The organism is Blautia difficilis (genome assembly GCF_014297245.1).
GTDB classification, from domain to species: domain Bacteria; phylum Bacillota; class Clostridia; order Lachnospirales; family Lachnospiraceae; genus Blautia_A; species Blautia_A difficilis.
Map to the genome: position 1 here is coordinate 1 of NZ_JACOQG010000009.1, position 20,289 is coordinate 20,289.

Below are 20,289 nucleotides of genomic sequence, written 5' to 3' on the forward strand. Positions count from 1 at the left end.
TATGCAGATCTAAGGGAACTCAGTTCTGAGATGGGACTCTTAATGGCTGCATAGATGCAGGCAGATATACAGCGGACTACCTGTAATGTGGGGACCTGCCATATCTGGCATGGGAAAAAACGCATATCTGCGCAAACCTAAGTTACAGGCGTATCCGCCGATATTTAGTCTGACGCCTAAAGCGTTTGGAAGCACGTGACTTCAGTCATGTGAGGATATAATTCACAGAAAGGTTGAGAATATTATGTCAGAGCATAGGTGCATGCTTAACAAAATGAATAAGATTGAAATATATGTCGCAAATGAAGATACGGATATTAATCCTTCAGTTCAGGAAGCTATTGAATATGTACTGAAACAGAATGATCCGGTGGGGACAGTCGCCGGTTATTATGATGAGAAGCTGACAATCTGGAGTGTAAGTAACTATTTTCTGCAGCTTTTGAGGTGGGATGACCTTGATGAATTTATGAAAGCATCAGATGGTTCTATGCTCAGTGTGGTCTGTAATGAGCAAAAGCATATATTTTCACCGGAAAGACTTCATGATTTACAGGGTTCTCACATCTTGTATCTGACAGACAGTAAAGGTTTATCAATACCGGTAAGAATTATGAAGGCAGATGCCAGGGATAATAAAGGACGGCCAATCTGGGTATTATCTGCCAGATCTGATCACTTTGCCCGGAATCAGGAAGCAAGGGAGGCTGCTTTTCACCGCGCTTTTACAGATATGAATCTGTGTGAATATTATGTGGATCTTCAGGAAAATACATTTGAATCTATGAAAGTAAAGGGTTCGCTTCAGGAAATTTTCAGCAAAAGCCGGACATGGGATGAACTGATACAGATGTTTCTTGATAATTATGTCTGTCCTGAGAGTAAAGAAGCGGTTGCGCAGATTTATAACAGGGAATATATTATGAAGGAACTCAGAAAAATTACCGGGGAACTCAGTCAGGAATGCAAAGCAGTGTTTGACGGAGAGCAGCGTATTATCCGGAATGTAGTGATGGAGGGAGATACAGATGAGAACGGAGAGGTCAGACACGCCATGATTTTTCTTCGTGATGTGACGGATTCGAAAAATGCGGAAAAAGAACGCAGAGCGATGTTAAAGCAAAACATCGCCATGGATCAGCTTATTCAGGGAGTAACCAGGCTTGTAGAGCGTTTTGCAGTTTGTGATCTGGACAGCGGGATATATGAATATTATGAGATGAACAATGAGTCTTATTATAATCCTACAGGTGATTACAGGGAATTGCTTCAGAGTATGTCCGGAGAGTATGTGGTACTTACGGAAAAGATAAATACACAGATGGATGATCTGCTTTCACCGGAACATCTGAGAAAAGTTATTATGTCTGAGGATGATCTGTATACCTTTGAATATTGTACTCTTGACAGATCTTCTTATAAAGTAATGTCAGTGATACCTGTGGAATGGAAAGGCAGTATACTGTCCAAAGTAATGTTGATCGCTCAGGATATCGGGCAGAAGCATGAACTTGAGAAGCTGGCAAATACGGATGCACTGACCGGACTTTATAATGAGCGTTATCTTTCCGAAAGATTAAAAAGAAATGGAAAGCTGCATAAAAAATTTGCCATGTTCTATCTGGATCTGGACAGGTTTAAACCGGTTAATGATACGTATGGACATGATATGGGAGACAAATTACTGAAGGCGGTTTCCCAGAGATTGCGTAAATGTATACGAAATACAGATTATGCTTTCCGGATCGGAGGAGATGAGTTTTCACTGATCATTGAGGAGGGCAATATAAATGATGAATTCTGTGAAATGATGGTCAGAAGAATAAAGAATGCAATTGATGCGCCCTTTGTGATAGAAGGACATATGCTGTATGTGGATACAAGTTGTGGCTATGCTATTTATCCTGAGCACAGCTCTGAAATTGGAGATATCCGTATTATGGCAGATCACAGAATGTACAGAGATAAAACTCAAAATAGAAAAAAAGGTTAATGACAGTTCTGCTGCAATCGGCTATGCATGGACTTCTGAAAAAGAAAAGAATCTGGAAAAACTGCTTCATGAGGCTGATGAAGCAATGTATGAAAATAAAAAGGAACTGAAGAAAGAGAGATAAAATCTTTATGGATTTAAAACAATTACAGTATTTCGTAGTATGTGCGCAGACAGGTTCATTCAGTGATGCTGCGAAAAATCTGTATTCTACACAGCCCAGCGTCAGCAAGGTGATCAAGGGACTGGAAGATACGCTGGGAATGCAGCTTTTTGAACGGCTGCCAAGAGGAATCAGACTGACAGTACAGGGGCACAAGATTTATGAATATGCGTCGAAAATTATAAATGAAGTAAATGTTCTGGAAAATATGGCTTCCAGCGGAATGACAAAATGGATCCGGATATCTTTAAATCCCAGTTCCTGGTTTGCCAATCAGTTTGTAGACTTTTATAATGAAACCTATGAAAAAAAGTACCATTTCCAGGTAACAACAGCAGGCGTACAAAGCGTAATGGAAAGAGTACGGGATTATATGGATGACATTGGTTTTGTATATATCCTCAGTCAGCAGAAGGAAAATTTCCTGTATGAACTGTCAAAAAACAAAATGCATTTCGAACCTATCTATGAAACAGATGTAATGCTGTATCCGGGAGGGCTGACAGAGCTTTACAATTCCGGCAAAGAGAGGGCAGAACTGGAAGATCTGGAAGGAATCCGTTTTATACAGAATTATCAGGATGAATTTTTTGACATCGGTGCTGTAAAAGAGGATGCATTCCAATGGAAGGACATTGATATTTCTGTGCTGACCAACAGTGATTATATTATGGAAAAAATGCTGAAGAACAGTAAGGTGGCAAATATAAGCGGAAGTTACCTGTCAGAAAACAAAGAAGGAACTACACTGGGAATCCCTCTGGATCTTGGTGACAGTAAAGTTATTTTTGGCTTTATACTTCACAAAGGAGAAGAAATGGATGAGAGTGTGGCTGAACTTGTGGAGTTTTTAAAGAGCAGACTGCCGAAGCATTAATAAAAATTGTAGTTGACTTTTTAACTTATTTTGCATATACTAATAGTAGCTAAGAAATGAAGTGAAATTCCATGAAGCGAAATGAAAGCCCTCAGAGTTGCCGCTCTGAGGGCTTTCTTGCTCGTTGCGGTGAGATGTTCCGTTTAGACTGGTGCTGTCTAATGTCTGCTGTCCAGCCATTTGCATATTCCAAAAATAAAGATACATATTCAAATTAAGAATAGCTCATAACCCCCAGGGTGGGTTGTGGGCTATTTTTGCTTTTGTTAAACTGAATGGTGGCTAATTAGAAGTACAATTTTGAAAAATTATAAAATGGAGATACTCAAATGAAAAAATATGCATTCAGACGACTGCTTCAGCTGATTCCCATTTTGTTTGCGATTACTTTTCTCTCTTATGGCATGATGCGGATTGCCGGAAGCGATGTGGTAACACAAAAAATGGAAAATACAGGACAGATTGTATCAGAAGATAGGTTAAATGCAGCCAGAGAACAGCTGGGACTGGACAAACCATTTTTGACCCAGTATTTTGTGTGGCTTGGGAAACTGCTTCATGGAGATATGGGAAACAGCTATGTATCCAGTCTTCCGGTTTTTGATACTTTCATATCGAAGCTTCCGGCAACGCTGCTTCTTACAGTGACATCTATTTTGCTGACCATCATCATATCAATCCCTTTGGGGATTCTGTCAGCAGTGAAACAGAATACGATTATGGATTATCTGATCCGCTTATGCAGCTTTATAGGAAATAGTCTTCCTAATTTTTTTGTATCATTGCTGTTGATGTATTTTCTTGCAATCAGGCTGAGGATTTTTCCGGTTATAGCCAAAGAAGTAAGTTTAAAGAGTGTGGCAATGCCGGCAATCACTCTGGCAATTGCCATGTCAGCCAAGTATCTCCGCCAGGTCCGTGCAACTGTGCTGGATGAATTAAGCAAAGACTATGTGGCAGGAGCGAAAGCAAGGGGAGTAAAGTTTTCTGTTACTCTTTGGAAAAGCATTATGAAGGCTTCGCTGGTAACCATCATTACCTTGCTGATGCTGTCAGTGGGAAATCTTCTGGGAGGAACTGCGATCGTAGAATCGATCTTTATGTGGGATGGAGTTGGAAAGATGGCAGTAGATGCCATTTCCATGCGTGATTATCCTATTATTCAGGCATATGTTATGTGGATGGCAATCATCTATGTTGTGGTAAATCTGCTTACAGATCTGTCATACCGGTTCCTGGATCCAAGAATCCGTCTGGGAGGTGTGAAACAATGAGTGAAAAGCAGAATAAAAATGTGACAGTGCGTGTACAGAAGATTAAGAAAAACCATATAAAACAAAAGCTGGTCTTTTTTCTTATTCTTGCAATAGGGCTTGTAATACTTGCAGTTTTTTCAGAGCATCTCTGTCCATATGACCCTTATGCACAGGATCTGACAAGTGCGCTTCAGCCCCCCAGTCTTCAGCATCCTATGGGAACGGATACATATGGAAGAGATATGCTGTCCAGAGTTATAAGTGGTGCAAGAGCCAGTATTTTCTCCACCTTTATCCTGGTTGCGGTAATCTCTGTGTTAGGAACAGCTGTGGGTGTATGCTGCGGATATTTTGGCGGAGCTGCAGATGCTGTTATGATGAGGATTTCAGATGTATGTCTTGCTTTCCCTGGGCTTGTATTTGCCATGGCGATTGCGGCTATTCTTGGGGGAGGCATTCAGAATGCTGTTATAGCACTGGCAGTAGTAAGCTGGCCGAAATATTCACGTATTGCCAGAGGGCAGACTCTGGCATTAAAAGAGGAACCCTATATTCATGCTGCCATACTGGCAGGTGACAGCTCAGTTCAGATTATGCTCAGGCATATTCTTCCAAATATGCTGGGACCTGTTCTGATAACAGCCATGCTTGATATCGGTACCATGATGATGGAGCTTGCAGGTCTGTCATTTCTTGGACTGGGAGCACAGATTCCCATGGCTGAGTGGGGAAGTATGATGAGCGGCGGACGAAGTATGATCCAGACATATCCATGGGTAGTATTATCACCTGGAATTGCAATTTTTATATCTGTGGCAATTTTCAATCTGTTAGGTGATACATTCCGTGACTATCTGGATCCGAAGAACAGTCGTTTATGATAAGTAATATTGAAAACATAAGGAGGAAAGAAAATGAGAGCAAAGAAATTTCTGGCAATGGCAATTGCCCTGGGGCTGGCTGTAGGAGTGACAGCTATGCCAACACTGGCAGCAGACAAAAAGACATTTGTATTTGGTGATACCACCTTTAATGCGGAAAATGAAGAGGCAGATATTAATCCACAAAATACATATGCAGGATGGGCGTGTATCCGTTATGGAGTAGGGGAAACTCTTTTCCGTTATTCCGATACCATGGAAATAGAGCCATGGATCGCAAAAGAGTATGAAAATATTGACGAGCTGACCTGGAAGATCACACTGAATGACGGAGTTGTGTTCTCCAATGGACGTGCCTGTGACGGAGAGGCAGTAAAGGAAAGCCTGGAGGCTCTGGTTGCCAATCATGAGCGTGCAGCAGGAGATCTCTGCATTGATACTATCGAGGCTGACGGAAATACTGTTACCATAAAGACTACAGAACCGAAGCCTGCACTTATCAATTATCTCAGTGATCCTTATGGATGCATTATTGATATGCAGGCAGGTGTCAGTGATGATGGGATTGTAATCGGTACAGGTCCTTATGTGGCAACTGAACTGGTGACAGATGATCATGTTAATCTTGTAAAGAATGAAAACTACTGGAACGGAGATGTAAATGTGGATGAGATCACTGTCCGCACAATCTCTGACGGTGATACACTAGCAATGGCTCTTCAGGCAGGGGAGATCAATGCTGCCTATGGTATGGCATATGCAAGCTATCCCTTATTTGAAAATGATGATTTTACATTTACCAGCACAGCTACAAGCCGTGCATTCTATGCGTGGATGAACTTTGAAAGTCCTGTAACATCTGACCCTGCAGTGCGTAAAGCAATTGCCATGGGTATTGATAAGGACAGTTTTGTGTCTGTGCTCCTGAACGGATATGGATATCCTGCAGTCGGTGTTTTCCCGGATACGTTCTCTTTTGGCGGACAGAATCTGACAACAGAGAGCTATGATCCTGATGGGGCGAAAAAGGTTTTGGAAGAAGCAGGATGGGTGGATTCCGATGGTGACGGTATCCGGGAAAAAGACGGACAGAAACTGGAGATCCGCTGGCTTACTTATCCCAGCCGTCAGGAGCTTCCGCTTCTTGCAGAGTCTGCACAGGCAACTTTGAAAGAAATCGGCATGGATGTTCAGATAAATTGTACCTCTGATAATAATACTATTCGTAAAGACCCTACATTATGGGATGTATATGCAAGTGCCATGGTAACTGCACCTACAGGAGATCCGGAGTATTTCTTTACTTCCTGTACACTGGATGAATCTGCAAGCAATAACGGACATTATCACAGTGATAAACTGGAAGATCTGGAAAAACAGATGAAGCAAGAATTCGATGCAGATAAGCGTTCAGATCTGGCAATTCAGATGCAGCAGACAATCCTGGATGATAATGCCTATGTATTCTGCTCTCACCTGAGAATGAGTATGATCATGCAGTCTAATGTAACAGGACTGACTGCACATCCATGTGATTATTATGAACTGACAGCAGATCTGGACATCAACTAAATTGTAACAATAAATGAAGAATATTTGAACGATGATATTTCAGGGGCAAAAGGTATTTTGCCCCTGATTTGGTAAGGATTAGCAAGGATGGTTTACAGAAATGGATAGAAAAATACTGACCTACGATTCCGTAGAGATATCATTTGGCGGGAAAGCGATGGTTCATGATGTGAGCTTCTCCCTTGAACATGGAGAGATACTTGGCCTTGTGGGAGAATCCGGCAGTGGGAAAAGCACTCTGATTAAAGCCGCAATGGGACTTCTGGGATCGGATGGTCTTGTGACAAGAGGAGATATCCGATATATGGATCAGAATATCCTGGATATACCGGAGAAAGAAAAAAGAAAGATCAGAGGTGCAGGAATTGGCATGATCTTTCAGGATGCAGGTGCTTCCCTGTGCCCGATCCGCACCATAGGAGAACAGATTTATGAAAGTATGCGTGCACATACGAAGATAACAAGAAGTGAGGCCAAAAGCAGGGCAATGGATCTGTTTGACAAATTGAACTTTAAGGACAGTCAGCGCGTGTGGGACAGTTATCCATTTGAACTGTCTGGCGGAATGAATCAGAGAGCAGGTATAGCAATCGCCATGCTTATGAATCCGCCTATCTTATTTGCAGATGAGCCGACCAGTGCTCTGGATGTGTCTGTACAGCGTCAGGTTGTAAGGGAAATGCTTAAGTTAAGAGAGTTGTTTGGAACTGCAATCGTGATCGTGACACATGATATCGGGGTAGTCCGGGCAATGGCAGATACTGTGCTGGTTTTGAAAAATGGAAAAACAGTAGAATATGGCACAGCAGACCGTGTACTGAATCATCCCCGGGATTCGTATACCAGGAAATTGCTGGAGGCTGTACCAAAGCTGCAAAGGAAGGTCAGAGTATGAGCATACTTTTAGAGGCAGAACATTTAACAAAAATATTTACCCAGAGAGGAAAAAATCCTTTTAAAGCAGTAAATGATGTAAGCTTTACACTAAAAAAAGGAGAAACGCTGGGAATCGTAGGAGAATCCGGCAGTGGAAAAAGTACCATAGCAAAGCTGCTCACCCGGCTGACTGATATTACAGAGGGCACACTGAAATTTGAAGGAAAAGATATTACAAGACTGAAACAAAGTCAGCTGAAAGAGGTATATGGAGATATACAGATGGTTTTTCAGAATCCGGTGGGTTCTTTTGATCCCAGAAGGACACTGGGTGACGGAATCGGTGAGAGTCTTAGAAACCGTGGAATGAAAAAGGCTGATGTGGAGAAAAGAGTAGCAGAATTGCTCGAGCAGTGCGGCCTTGAGAAGGAATATGCAAAAAGATATCCTCATGAGGTAAGTGGCGGACAGTGTCAGCGGGCTGCGATCGCAAGAGCGCTGGCAGTAGAACCAAAAGTTCTAATCTGTGATGAGGCAACCAGTGCTCTGGATGTAACCATACAGAAACAGATCATGGAGCTTCTAGAAGACCTGAAAGAGAAGAAGGGGCTGTCTTTTATTTTTATCTGTCATAATCTGGCCCTTGTCCAGATGTTCTGCGACAGGGTCCTGGTACTGTATGAGGGAAAAGTAGTGGAAAGCGGAATTCCCGATGATATTATCAATGATCCGAAGGAGGAGTATACGCAGAGACTGGTGGATGCGGTACTTTCATAATTAACTGAATCAGGCTGCTAAAATATTTTCTTTTCGGTATAAAGGTATTAAAAAAAGTACTTCCTGCGGACGAAGTACTTTTTTTAATGAGTTTTTAGATGCGCATTGCGCGGAGGTCTGTGCACCTTTATTTGTCATCTGACACGTAACTGTTCAGAAGTCTGCTGTCAACATACCGACCAGTTACTCTGACACAAATCTTTGTGCGGATACATGAATCATTAAGTACCTAGTACATCGAATATTAAGTAACTGCTATATTGACTTGTCTGATTTTTCATCTGCGGCGTTGTCGTCAATCGCCGTAGCCACCGCTACGCCTCATTCCTCCGCCTTGCAGCTGAAGAAATCATCCTGCGTCAATATAGCGGAAACTTAATTTTCTATGTACTAGCTGACTGATATTTAATGATCTTTGTATTGATTATATTTTAACAAAATTAAGGGAAAGAACAAGCCTCCCAGGGGGATTTCAGACCATGAAAAAAGCAGTATGAACTATGCAATATATGAATAGGTAAATATCCCCCAGGGGTGATTGACAATTGTTTACGACCTGAATTTTACTTAGTTACTGTAGCCAGAAATGCTTTAATATTTTCCAGATCATCAGCAAAATAAATTCCCTGCTGACGCTTTTCTGAGGACAGCCCCATTTTGATCATATGGTCAAGAAGCTGCTTCAGTCTGTCATAATATCCATTCAGATTATACAGAATACAGGGGGCATCCAAGTGTTTGAGGGAAACCATGGACATAACTTCTGTGATTTCCTCGAGAGTACCGGTGCCTCCTGGAAATGCAATAAATGCATCACCAAGTTCAATCATTTTTGCTTTTCTTTCAGCCATATCTTTCGTAACGATCAGTTCTGTGATTTCATCATATTGCAGTTCAGAATCTATAAAAAATTGTGGTTCCACGCCTGTTACTTTTCCTCCGGCATTCAGCACACTTTCTGCTATCTGTCCCATAAGACCGGACTTTGATCCGCCATATATCAGAGAATTTCCGCTTTCTCCAATCCATGTACCAAGTTCTCGGACTGCATCTCCAAGTGCTGGATCATTCCCCTCAAAAGCTCCAAGATAAACGGTAATATTCATTGTAATTTCCACCTTGTATTATTAAAAAATTCCGTCATCGGAAATATTTTATTTTTCCCGATTTCTGATGTCGGAACTCATTATAGAACTTTCTCAGTTACGGTTCAATAGTAATTTTGATGGTTGACAAATTTCAGAATTTCCGTATAATTATCAATGGTAATTAACAAAGATAATTATATAGGAGCGTACAATATGACAACTGAAAAAATCAAGCGAATGCTGGATGCATGTTATCAGGCGAAGCGGATACGGGAATTGCTTCCGTCGCTGCCACAGGGAGTTACCCCGTCTTACATTCAGTATCTGGATAACATTCATGCATTGGAAAAACAGGGGATTCAGGTAAAGATATCTGATATCAGCGATGTAATGAATCTTCCACGTCCCGGTGTTACCAGAACTGTAAAGGAAATGGAAACAAAAGGATATCTTCGGAAAATTTCTTCCCCTGATGACGGACGTGTTACCTATATATCCATTACAGAAGAGGGAAGAAAACTGTCACAGAAATATAATGAGTACTATTTTGGAGAACTGGTTCCCTATCTCAGTGAGATATCCGAAGAGGAAGCAGATTGCATGATCCGGACAATTGAGAAATTTTACCAGATCATGTGTGAGAGGAGAAAGCACTATGACAAATGATAAATCTGATTTCACACAGGGGAATATTCTGAAAAAGCTGGTTTCCTTTATGATGCCCATTCTCGGAGCACTGATCCTGCAGGCAGCATATGGTGCAGTTGACCTTCTGGTTGTGGGAAGATTTGGTTCCACTGCCGGACTTTCCGCAGTTTCTACAGGCAGTCAGGTCTTAAACATGGTTACATTTGTGGTTGTACAGTTTGCAATGGGTATTACAGTTCTGATTGCCCGTTATCTGGGAGAAAAAAGGCCGGAAAAGATAGGAGCTGTAATCGGCGGCGGTACAATTGTGTTTACAATGATTTCGGCTGTGTTGTTTGTCATAATGGTAGCTTTTGCACATCCGATTTCTGTGCTGATGCAGGCGCCGGAATCAGCCGTCAGTCTTACATCCAGTTATGTACGTATCTGTGGCGGCGGTATTTTCTTTATTGTAGCTTACAACCTGCTGTCTGCAATTTTTCGTGGACTGGGTGACAGTAAATCGCCGCTTCTGTTTGTGCTGGTGGCATGTATTGTAAATGTGATCGGAGATCTGGTGCTGGTAGCGGGACTTCATATGGATGCAGCCGGAGCTGCTATTGCAACAGTTGCTGCTCAGGCACTTAGCGTGGTATTCGCACTTATCCTGCTTGTTAAAATGAAACTTCCGTTTACGATCACAAAAAAAGACTTCAGGCTGAATGTACAGTGCAAAAGATTTCTTCAGATCGGACTTCCTCTTGCATTGCAGGAATGTCTGACACAGATTTCCTTCCTTGCGCTCTGTGCATTCGTAAATCGTCTGGGACTGGAGGCTTCGTCCGGCTACGGGGTTGCCTGCAAAATCGTTAACTTCGCCATGCTGGTACCAAGTTCTCTGATGCAGTCTATGGCATCCTTTGTATCCCAGAACATAGGAGCGGGCAAGAAAAAACGAGCAAAACAGTCCATGTTTACAGGAATCGGAGTAGGGCTTGTCGTGGGATGTGTGGTATTTATACTGGTTATGTTCAAAGGTGATATGCTGGCTGGTATTTTCTCCACAGATGCAGAAGTTATCAGTAATGCCTTTGACTATCTGAAAGGCTTTGCACCGGAAACCATAGTGACGGCAATCCTGTTCAGTATGATCGGCTATTTTAATGGAAATAACAAGACAGTCTGGGTAATGATCCAGGGACTGATTCAGACACTTCTGGTACGTCTGCCACTGGCATACTTTATGAGTATCCAGCCAGATGCAAGCCTTACCAAAATCGGACTGGCTGCCCCTGTGGCAACAGTAACGGGAATTATCCTGAATGTGGGATTTTATATATACATGAACCGCACAGAAAATGACGGTACACTGGGCTGATTCTTTCTGGACATTCTGATAGTGTTATGTCATACTTAAATTATGTAGAATTACAAATGAACAGGAGACATCAGCACAATGTTAGATGAGAGAATATATCAGAATTACATAGGCATTCTGAAAGAAGAAATGATTCCCGCAATGGGATGTACAGAGCCGATCGCACTGGCATATGGAGCTGCCAGGGCACGAGAAGTTCTGGGAAAAGAACCGGAACATATCACAGCAAAATGCAGTGGAAACATTATAAAAAATGTCCGTTGTGTTATCATTCCAAACTCCGGCGGATTGACTGGAATTGAAGCAGGTGTAGTCCTTGGTGCAGTAGCCGGAGACCCATCCCTGAATATGGAAGTTCTTTCGAAGGTAAATGAATCCGGAAGAAAGAGATGTTGTGAACTTCTGGACAAAAAGATATGCAAAGTAGAACTTCTGGACTCCCCGGTAGTCCTGCACTTTATTATAGAAATGCAGGCAGGAGATGATACAGTAAGTCTGGAAATTAAATACGATCATATTAATGTAACCAAAATCGTAAAGAATCAGGAAGTCCTGCTGGATTCAGATCATAAATCCGGTGAAACTCCAGCTGCAGCAGACAGAACTCTGCTCAATCTGGAAGATATTAAAACATTTGCAGATACTGTAGAACTTGATGATGTCAAAGAAATTATAGAAAATCAGATCCGCAGCAATATGGCAATCGCCCATGAAGGAATGACTGGTAAATACGGTCTTGGAATTGGCCGGATCATCCGTGAAACCTATTCCAATGATATGCTCACAAAAATGCGCAGCCTTACAGCCGCAGCTTCCGAAGCCAGAATGGGCGGATGTGACATGCCGGTAGTCATCAACTCAGGCAGCGGAAACCAGGGAATTGCCTGTTCTGTACCTCTGATCGTGTATGCCAGAGAAATGGAACTTCCGGACTATGTACTTTACCGCGCACTGGTATTTTCTAACCTCTTAACTGTGTACCAGAAACAGTACATCGGTAAACTTTCCGCATTTTGTGGTGCGGTATCTGCATCCTGTGCAGCCGGGGCCGGAATTACTTACATGGGCGGTGGCGAACTTTCTGTGATCAAGAAGACCATAGAGAATACGCTTGCCAATATTCCGGGAATCATCTGTGATGGAGCGAAAATATCCTGTGCAGCGAAAATTGCCGCCAGTCTTGATGCTGCATTCCTGGCACATCATCTTGCTATGAACGGTCAGTCCTATGCGCCATACACCGGAATCCTCAAGGAAGAAGCCGGCGAAACAATCAGCTGCGTAGGACAGATCGGAAAAGAAGGAATGAAAGAAACAGATAAAGAAATACTGCGGATTATGCTGGAAAGCGTTTGATCTCATGAAACAGATGAAAAGGATGATTGGGGTGGAGGAAAGATAATATGTGGCTGCTATTTGCATTTGGTTCTGCCCTGTTTGCAGGATTGACCGCCATACTGGCAAAATGCGGAATCAGAAACACAGATTCTAATGTTGCGACAGCACTAAGAACCGGCGTAGTGTTAATCTTTTCATGGATTATGGTATTTGTGGTCGGGGCGCAAAGCGGAATCAGGGATATTTCGGAAAAAGTCCTGGTCTTTCTGATTTTGTCAGGACTGTCAACGGGTATATCCTGGCTGTGCTATTTCAAAGCATTGCAGATCGGAGATATCAATAAAGTAACACCAATCGATAAATCCAGTACAGTGATAACGATGCTGCTGGCGTTTATTTTTCTGAGAGAAGAAATAACGTGGCTGAAATTTGTTTCAATGATACTTATCGGGATTGGTACTTATCTGATGATACAGAAAAAGGAAACGCAGGAGAAAAAAGAAGATAAGAAGTGGCTACTTTATGCAGTTGGTTCCGCTGTTTTTGCCAGTCTCACCTCTATTTTGGGAAAGATTGGAATTCAGGATGTCAATTCGAATCTCGGAACTGCAATCCGGACAGCTGTTGTATTAGTGATGGCATGGATTGTTGTATTTGTGACCGGAAAGCAGGATACGGTTAAGAATATTGACAGAAAAAGCTGGCTATTCCTTATTCTTTCCGGATTTGCAACAGGCGGTTCCTGGTTATGCTATTACAGAGCACTTCAGACAGGTCCGGCCAGTGTGGTAGTTCCGATTGATAAACTGAGTATCCTTGTGACCATTGCATTCTCGTATATTGTATTCCATGAAAAGCTGTCATTAAAATCAGGAACAGGACTGTTGCTGATTGTTGTTGGAACGTTAGCTTTGTTGATATAAGGGATTTTTTTAAGATAGCCTTGCGATAAAAAACAGATGTGCTTAAATGGGAAGAAAACGGAAGAATAGCAGATAAATTTTACAGTTACTGAGAACGCAGTGAACAGTAACAATTTTACATAATCTTATCAATTATTTTAACTGTATATTATTGACAGTATGTTTTTTACATGTTATGATAAACGCGATTTTGAAAGACGAAGATACAGAGTAACAGACAGAGTCTTTTCAAAGCAATTGTTTTGGACCACCCGGGAGGGTTAAGGCCATACGGACAGCCGGGTCCACTGCCGATTATGGTAACTTTGGTTACCTTATTGATTGAGTTAGAAGCTCAAATTTTATAAGTAGGTTCCTTTGATAACCGCGATGCGCCGGACGCGCAGACTTGTGAAACGGTCAATAAGAGTAGTAAAAGTATAATTGCTATATAGACTCTGACACGCATGATCCAGAAGTTTTATTTATGATGCTGAAAGAAAGTGTTATCTGCTTTTTATGCTTGTTGATAAAACATATAGATACAGATCAAAACGCAGGTTTGTGGTTAAGTGCCCTTACCTGCGCTTTTTGTTTTGTTCAGTCTGTGGAATTGCTGATTGAGGGTTGAAGCAAAGGAAACTGGAAATGGAGGAATGATGAAAGGAAGTCGTTTTAAATTAAACCAGAATCATGCACCCATACATGAAGCTCTGGAGACTTTCCGACGAATGAGAGTGGTGCCATTTGATGTGCCGGGTCATAAACGCGGAAGAGGTAACCCGGAGCTGACAGAATTTCTGGGACAAAAATGTGTAGGTGTGGATGTCAACAGCATGAAACCACTGGACAATCTCTGTCATCCGGTATCCGTAATACGGGAAGCGGAAGAACTGGCGGCAGATGCTTTTGGTGCAGCACATGCATTTCTGATGGTAGGAGGCACAACAAGCTCCGTTCAGACAATGGTATTGACTGCCTGTAAACGGGGAGATGAGATCATACTTCCCCGTAATGTTCACAGGAGTGTTTTAAATGCCCTTGTTTTATGCGGCGCAATCCCTGTTTATGTAAATCCGGAAGTGGACCAGAGACTTGGAATCTCTCTTGGAATGCGCAGGGAACAGGTTGAGAAGGCCATAAAAGAACATCCGAAAGCAGTTGCAGTACTGGTAAATAATCCCACCTATTATGGAATATGCAGTGATTTACGTGCGATCGTTAAGATGGCACATGATGCTGGAATGCTGTGCCTGGCAGATGAAGCCCATGGAACGCATTTTTATTTTGGAGGGGGTCTTCCGGTTTCTGCTATGGCAGCAGGTGCAGACATGGCATCTGTATCCATGCACAAGAGCGGTGGAAGTCTTACACAGTCAAGTCTTCTCCTCACAGGCCCGGCTGTACACGCAGGATATGTTCGTCAGATCATTAATCTGACACAGACAACATCAGGAAGCTATCTTCTGATGTCCAGCCTTGATATTTCAAGAAGAAATCTTGCACAGAGAGGCCGCCAGATTTTTCATCAGGTAGCAGATATGGCAGAATATGCAAGAGAGGAAATTAATGCCATTGGCGGTTATTATGCATTTGGAAAAGAACTGGTCAATGGAAATTCAGTCTTTGATTTTGACATTACGAAATTAAGTGTACATACGTTGGACATCGGACTTGCAGGCATCGAGGTTTACGATATTTTGCGGGATGAATATGATATCCAGATAGAATTTGGTGATATTGGAAACATTCTGGCCTATCTTTCTATTGGTGACCGTGCCCAGGAGGTGGAGCGGCTTGTAAGTGCACTTGCTGAAATCCGCAGACGTTTTCAGACAGATGGCTCCGGGCTGTTGAGCCAGGAATATATTGATCCTCAGGTGGTGACCAGTCCACAGGAAGCTTTTTATGCAGACAAATGCAGCCTGCCTCTCCGGGAGACTGAAGGGAAGGTATGCAGTGAATTTGTGATGTGTTATCCGCCTGGGATTCCCATTCTTGCACCTGGAGAGAGGATTACAGCAGAAATCCTGGATTATATTGAATATGCCAAAGCAAAGGGCTGCAATATGACAGGACCTGAAGATCCGGATATTTTGAGACTGAATGTTCTGGCAGGGAGGTAAAGATAATGGAAATGTGGTTTTCAGAATTTCATACACCGGATGTGAAGCATAGTATCCGGGTAAACCGTCAGCTTTATTCTAAGCAGAGTGATTATCAGAGGATAGATATTTTTGAAACACCTGAATTTGGACGTGTGCTGACTCTGGATGGAAATGTAATGCTCACAGAGAGAGATGAATTTATTTATGATGAGATGATCACCCATGTGCCCATGGCAGTTCACAAAGAAGCAAGGGATATTCTTGTGATTGGCGCAGGAGATGGCGGTGTTGTCCGTGAACTGACCAGATATGACAGAGTCAGACATATTGATCTGGTAGAAATGGATCCTCTGGTTGTGGAAGCCTGTCGTGCATATCTTCCGGAAAATGCATGCAGACTAGATGACAGAAGAGTACATCTTCATTACGAAAATGCGCTGAAATTTATCCGGCGATGTGAGGGAAAATATGACCTTATTATTGTGGATTCTTCTGATCCCTTTGGTCCCTCGGAGGGACTGTTTACCCGTGAATTTTACGGGAACTGTTATAATGCATTAAAAGATGATGGAATTATGGTCAACCAGCAGGGAAGTCCATTCTATACAGAAGATGCACATGCAATGCAGCGCAGTCATAAGAAAATTGCCAGTACTTTTCAGATCAGTCGTGTTTATCAGGCTCATATCCCTACATTTGCCGCAGGTTACTGGTTGTTTGGATTTGCGAGTAAAAAATATCATCCTGTTGATGATCTGGACCCGGAAGCATGGAATGCATTAAATCTCCGCACACGTTACTATACAACAAGACTCCATAAAGGAGCATTCTATCTTCCTGCATTTCTGGAAGATATGCTGAAGGAAGTGGAGGGATAACTTATGATTCAGTCTAATGTAGAAACTTTTATCGGCTGTGAAAGCAGTTTTGAGGAAGCATCTGTTGTTCTTTATGGTGCTCCTTTTGATTCCACAACAAGCTTTCGTCCAGGTGCCAGGTTTGGCCCGTCTGCCATGCGTCATGAGAGCTTCGGACTGGAGACCTACAGTCCATACCAGGACAGAGATCTTATGGATATCAGAGTATTTGACAGCGGTGATCTGGAACTTTGTTTCGGAAGCAGTGAAATGGCTCTTTCAGACATTGAAAAGCGGGCAGAGGAAATATTGAAAGCAGAAAAAATCCCGGTGCTTCTGGGAGGGGAACATCTGGTAACATTAGCAGCGGTACGTGCTGTATTTAATAAATATCCGGATCTTCATATCATACATTTTGATGCACATGCAGATTTAAGAGACGATTATCTGGGAGCCAGGTTAAGTCATGCATGTGTGCTGCGAAGATGCCATGATCTTCTGGGAGATAACCGTATCCACCAGTTCTGCATCAGAAGCGGAGAGAGAGCGGAATTTCAGTTTGCTGCGAAGCATACAGATTTTCATCCCTTTACTTTTGACGGACTGAAAGAGACAGTCAGAGAACTGAAAGAAAAAAAGGTTCCGGTATATTTTACAATTGATCTGGACTGTTTGGATCCGTCAGCATTTCCGGGAACAGGAACTCCGGAGGCAGGAGGTGTGACCTTCCTGGAACTTCTGGAAGCAATACAGACAGTTTCTCAGACCAATGTGGTAGGTGCAGATGTGAATGAACTGGCACCTATGCTGGATGCAAGCGGTGTATCCACTGCAGCAGCATGTAAGGTACTGCGGGAACTGCTTCTGGCAATTACAAAATAAGCCAGCAGTACACAGATAATATAACACTATAAAAAACTGTTGAAGCAACGGTTATATATAAGGAAAAAGGAGAAAAAGTTATGAGCAGAGTACTTGTGATCGGCTGCGGAGGAGTAGCCAGTGTAGCAATCCAGAAATGTTGTCAGGCAGATGAGGTATTTACAGAATTATGTATTGCAAGCCGTACAAAGGAAAAATGTGATGCCCTTGCAGAAAAATTAAGGGGAAAGACAAAGACAGTTCTTACCACAGCCAAGGTTGATGCGGATGATGTGAATCAGCTGATCCAACTGATCAATGATTATAAGCCGGATCTGGTAATGAACATTGCACTTCCATATCAGGATCTGACGATCATGGATGCATGTCTGGCCTGTGGTGTAAACTATATGGATACCGCAAACTATGAACCGGAAGATACGGATGATCCACAGTGGCGTGCTATTTATGAGAAACGTTGTAAAGAAGAGGGCTTTTCCGCTTACTTTGATTACTCCTGGCAGTGGGCATATCGCAAAAAATTTGAGGATGCAGGTCTTACAGCTTTACTTGGCTGTGGATTCGATCCGGGTGTTACACAGGCATACTGTGCCCATGCATTAAAGCATGAATTTGACCAGATTGATACCATTGATATTCTGGACTGCAATGGCGGAGACCATGGATATGCATTTGCCACAAACTTTAATCCGGAAATCAATCTCCGTGAAGTAAGTGCACCGGGAAGCTACTGGGAAAACGGACACTGGGTGGAAATCCCGCCCATGGCCATTAAGAGAGAATATAAGTTTGACCAGGTGGGAGACAAGGATATGTACCTGCTTCACCATGAGGAAATCGAGTCTCTGGCAAAAACAATTCCGGGCGTAAAACGGATTCGTTTCTTTATGACTTTTGGACAGAGCTATCTGGATCACATGCGTTGTCTTGAGGATGTGGGAATGCTTTCTACAACACCGATCCAGTATAATGGACAGGAAATTGTTCCGATTCAGTTCCTGAAAGCACTGCTTCCGGATCCTGCAAGTCTTGGACCACGTACAAAAGGTAAAACAAACATTGGCTGTATTTTTACAGGCGTAAAGGACGGAAAAGAAAAAACATATTATATTTATAATGTATGCGATCATCAGGAATGCTATCATGAGGTTGGAAGTCAGGCAATCAGTTATACAACAGGTGTTCCGGCAATGTGCGGTGCACTTATGATGCTGACCGGAAAATGGATCAGACCAGGTGTGTATACAGTAGAAGAATTTGATCCGGATCCGTTCCTGGAAGCACTTGACCGTTACGGTCTGCCACGCAGCGAAAGCCATGATCCGGAGCTGGTAGATTAATGGAAAAACTGGATAAAAGAGCACCATTTACAGCCACCGGCGGAGTCATTCCGCCGGAATTTAGGAATATAAAAACTCCCTGCTATATCCTGGATGAAAATGCACTTATAAAAAACGCAAAGCTTCTCGGTAAAGTGGCTGAACGAACAGGATGTAAGATGCTTCTGGCGCAGAAGGCATTCAGTAACTATGACTGTTATGGATTTTTTGAACCATACCTTGCAGGTACAGAGGCCAGCGGACTGTTTGAGGCAAGGCTGGGCGCAGAAGAAATGCCTGGAAAGGAAGTCCATGTATTCTGCGCCGGTTATCGGGCAGATGAATTTGAAGAACTGCTTCGTTATGCAGATCACATTGTGTTTAATTCTCCGTCTCAGCTTCTTAGGTTTGGACTGATGGCAAAGGAAGCTGGAAAGAGTGTGGGACTTCGGATCAATCCGGAATGTTCTACTCAGGAAGGACACGAGATTTATGATCCCTGTGCACCGGGAAGCCGTATGGGTACAACAAGAGCTCAGTGGGATGAAGCAATTGGGAAAAATCCGGAGCTTCTGGATCTGCTGGATGGTCTTCATTTTCATACTCTCTGTGAACAGGATTCTGATGATCTGGAGATAACACTTGTCTCTGTAAAGAAGCATTTTGGTGATCTGGCTTCTCAGGTAAAGTGGATCAATTTTGGCGGTGGTCATCATATTACAAGACCAGGGTATGACATTGAACGACTGGAACGATGTATTCAGATGGCAAAGAATGATTGGGATGTGGAAGTTTATCTGGAACCAGGAGAGGCGTGGGCATTAAATGCTGGATTTTTCCTGACCAGTGTACTGGATGTTCTGAAAAATGGAGAGACACAGATTGCAATTGTAGATGCCAGTGCAGCCTGCCATATGCCGGATGTACTGGAAATGCCTTATCGACCGCCATTACTTGGTACAGATGAACTGGAAGAAGAAGGGATTACGGTTCGGCTTGGAGGCCCTACCTGTCTGTCAGGAGATGTGATCGGAGATTATAAATTCAGACAGATCCCCCAATATGGAGATCTTCTTATGTTTGGAGATATGGCCATTTATACTACCTGTAAGAATAATACATTTAATGGAATGCCACTGCCGGATATCTGGCTCAGACGTGCTGACAACACTATGTTACAGCTTACAGAGTTTGGTTACGCAGATTTTAAGGGAAGACTTGGAAGGCACCTTTAAGTTAAGAGTCGATATATATAGTCCGGAAGAAGTGATATCCGGGAATCAGTAGAGCAGAAATGTCTGAAGCGATTATTCGTGAAAGGCATTTCTGCTCTAAAATTTTGTGGTTTTATAACAAAGAAAGTGTTAAAAGCACTAACATTTATTCAGAAATCTG

18 protein-coding genes are annotated in these 20,289 nt (G+C 42.6%); 17 read left to right on the forward strand and 1 reads right to left on the reverse strand.

The window, feature by feature from the left end:
- The first annotated feature begins 274 nt into the window (after nt 1-274).
- From H8Z82_RS07300 to H8Z82_RS07335, 8 genes are all read left to right on the forward strand, one after another.
- Complete coding sequence (locus H8Z82_RS07300; protein WP_243176416.1) at nt 275-1,993, forward strand: GGDEF domain-containing protein; 1,719 nt, start codon at nt 275-277, stop codon at nt 1,991-1,993.
- Nucleotides 1,893-2,117 (forward strand): diguanylate cyclase domain-containing protein, encoded by a 225-nt coding sequence (locus H8Z82_RS18040; RefSeq protein ID WP_408610010.1) that lies wholly within the window; start codon nt 1,893-1,895, stop codon nt 2,115-2,117. The genes H8Z82_RS07300 and H8Z82_RS18040 overlap by 101 nt, the downstream gene beginning before the upstream one ends.
- 7 nt (nt 2,118-2,124) lie before the next feature.
- A complete protein-coding gene (locus tag H8Z82_RS07310; protein ID WP_186994717.1) occupies nt 2,125-3,033 on the forward strand; it encodes a LysR family transcriptional regulator in 909 nt (302 codons plus the stop codon).
- Nucleotides 3,034-3,362: 329 nt separating this feature from the next.
- Entirely contained in the window at nt 3,363-4,307 is a 945-nt protein-coding gene (nikB, locus tag H8Z82_RS07315) for a nickel ABC transporter permease (RefSeq protein ID WP_118411432.1), read from the forward strand.
- Nucleotides 4,304-5,170: a nickel transporter permease gene (nikC, locus tag H8Z82_RS07320; RefSeq protein ID WP_186994718.1), complete on the forward strand. Its 867-nt coding sequence runs from the start codon at nt 4,304-4,306 to the stop codon at nt 5,168-5,170. The genes nikB and nikC overlap by 4 nt, the downstream gene beginning before the upstream one ends.
- Nucleotides 5,171-5,203: 33 nt before the next feature.
- Nucleotides 5,204-6,742 (forward strand): ABC transporter substrate-binding protein, encoded by a 1,539-nt coding sequence (locus tag H8Z82_RS07325; RefSeq protein WP_186994719.1) that lies wholly within the window; start codon nt 5,204-5,206, stop codon nt 6,740-6,742.
- 100 nt (nt 6,743-6,842) lie between these two features.
- Nucleotides 6,843-7,637, forward strand: a complete 795-nt coding sequence (locus H8Z82_RS07330) for an ABC transporter ATP-binding protein (protein ID WP_186994720.1) — start codon at nt 6,843-6,845, stop codon at nt 7,635-7,637.
- Complete coding sequence (locus H8Z82_RS07335) at nt 7,634-8,395, forward strand: ABC transporter ATP-binding protein (protein ID WP_019162645.1); 762 nt, start codon at nt 7,634-7,636, stop codon at nt 8,393-8,395. Before H8Z82_RS07330 ends, H8Z82_RS07335 begins: the two co-directional genes overlap by 4 nt.
- Before the next feature lie 563 nt (nt 8,396-8,958).
- Here H8Z82_RS07335 and H8Z82_RS07340 read toward each other — a convergent pair.
- Nucleotides 8,959-9,501 (reverse strand): LOG family protein, encoded by a 543-nt coding sequence (locus H8Z82_RS07340; RefSeq protein ID WP_186994721.1) that lies wholly within the window; start codon nt 9,499-9,501, stop codon nt 8,959-8,961.
- Nucleotides 9,502-9,696: 195 nt separating this feature from the next.
- Here H8Z82_RS07340 and H8Z82_RS07345 point away from each other — a divergent pair, with 195 nt between their 5' ends.
- The 9 genes from H8Z82_RS07345 to H8Z82_RS07385 all read left to right on the forward strand — a co-directional run bounded on the left by H8Z82_RS07345 (nt 9,697) and on the right by H8Z82_RS07385 (nt 20,129).
- Entirely contained in the window at nt 9,697-10,149 is a 453-nt protein-coding gene (locus tag H8Z82_RS07345; RefSeq protein WP_019162643.1) for a MarR family winged helix-turn-helix transcriptional regulator, read from the forward strand.
- Complete coding sequence (locus tag H8Z82_RS07350) at nt 10,139-11,488, forward strand: MATE family efflux transporter (protein ID WP_186994722.1); 1,350 nt, start codon at nt 10,139-10,141, stop codon at nt 11,486-11,488. The genes H8Z82_RS07345 and H8Z82_RS07350 overlap by 11 nt, the downstream gene beginning before the upstream one ends.
- A 78-nt stretch (nt 11,489-11,566) precedes the next feature.
- Nucleotides 11,567-12,844: an L-cysteine desulfidase family protein gene (locus H8Z82_RS07355; RefSeq protein ID WP_019162641.1), complete on the forward strand. Its 1,278-nt coding sequence runs from the start codon at nt 11,567-11,569 to the stop codon at nt 12,842-12,844.
- A gap of 47 nt (nt 12,845-12,891) precedes the next feature.
- Nucleotides 12,892-13,749: an EamA family transporter gene (locus H8Z82_RS07360; RefSeq protein WP_019162640.1), complete on the forward strand. Its 858-nt coding sequence runs from the start codon at nt 12,892-12,894 to the stop codon at nt 13,747-13,749.
- 635 nt (nt 13,750-14,384) lie between these two features.
- Nucleotides 14,385-15,854, forward strand: a complete 1,470-nt coding sequence (locus tag H8Z82_RS07365) for an aminotransferase class I/II-fold pyridoxal phosphate-dependent enzyme (protein WP_026077052.1) — start codon at nt 14,385-14,387, stop codon at nt 15,852-15,854.
- 5 nt (nt 15,855-15,859) lie between these two features.
- Nucleotides 15,860-16,714 (forward strand): polyamine aminopropyltransferase, encoded by an 855-nt coding sequence (gene speE, locus H8Z82_RS07370; protein ID WP_019162638.1) that lies wholly within the window; start codon nt 15,860-15,862, stop codon nt 16,712-16,714.
- Nucleotides 16,715-16,717: 3 nt separating this feature from the next.
- The gene (gene speB / locus H8Z82_RS07375; protein WP_186994723.1) at nt 16,718-17,575 is read left to right on the forward strand and encodes an agmatinase; all 858 of its coding nucleotides are present in this window, start codon (nt 16,718-16,720) and stop codon (nt 17,573-17,575) included.
- Nucleotides 17,576-17,655: 80 nt separating this feature from the next.
- Nucleotides 17,656-18,915 carry a saccharopine dehydrogenase family protein gene (locus H8Z82_RS07380; protein ID WP_186994724.1) on the forward strand — a complete coding sequence of 420 codons (1,260 nt, stop codon included), beginning with the start codon at nt 17,656-17,658 and terminating at the stop codon, nt 18,913-18,915.
- On the forward strand, nt 18,915-20,129 hold the full coding sequence (locus tag H8Z82_RS07385) for a carboxynorspermidine decarboxylase (protein ID WP_186994725.1): 1,215 nt from the start codon (nt 18,915-18,917) through the stop codon (nt 20,127-20,129). The genes H8Z82_RS07380 and H8Z82_RS07385 overlap by 1 nt, the downstream gene beginning before the upstream one ends.
- The last annotated feature ends 160 nt before the right edge of the window (nt 20,130-20,289 follow it).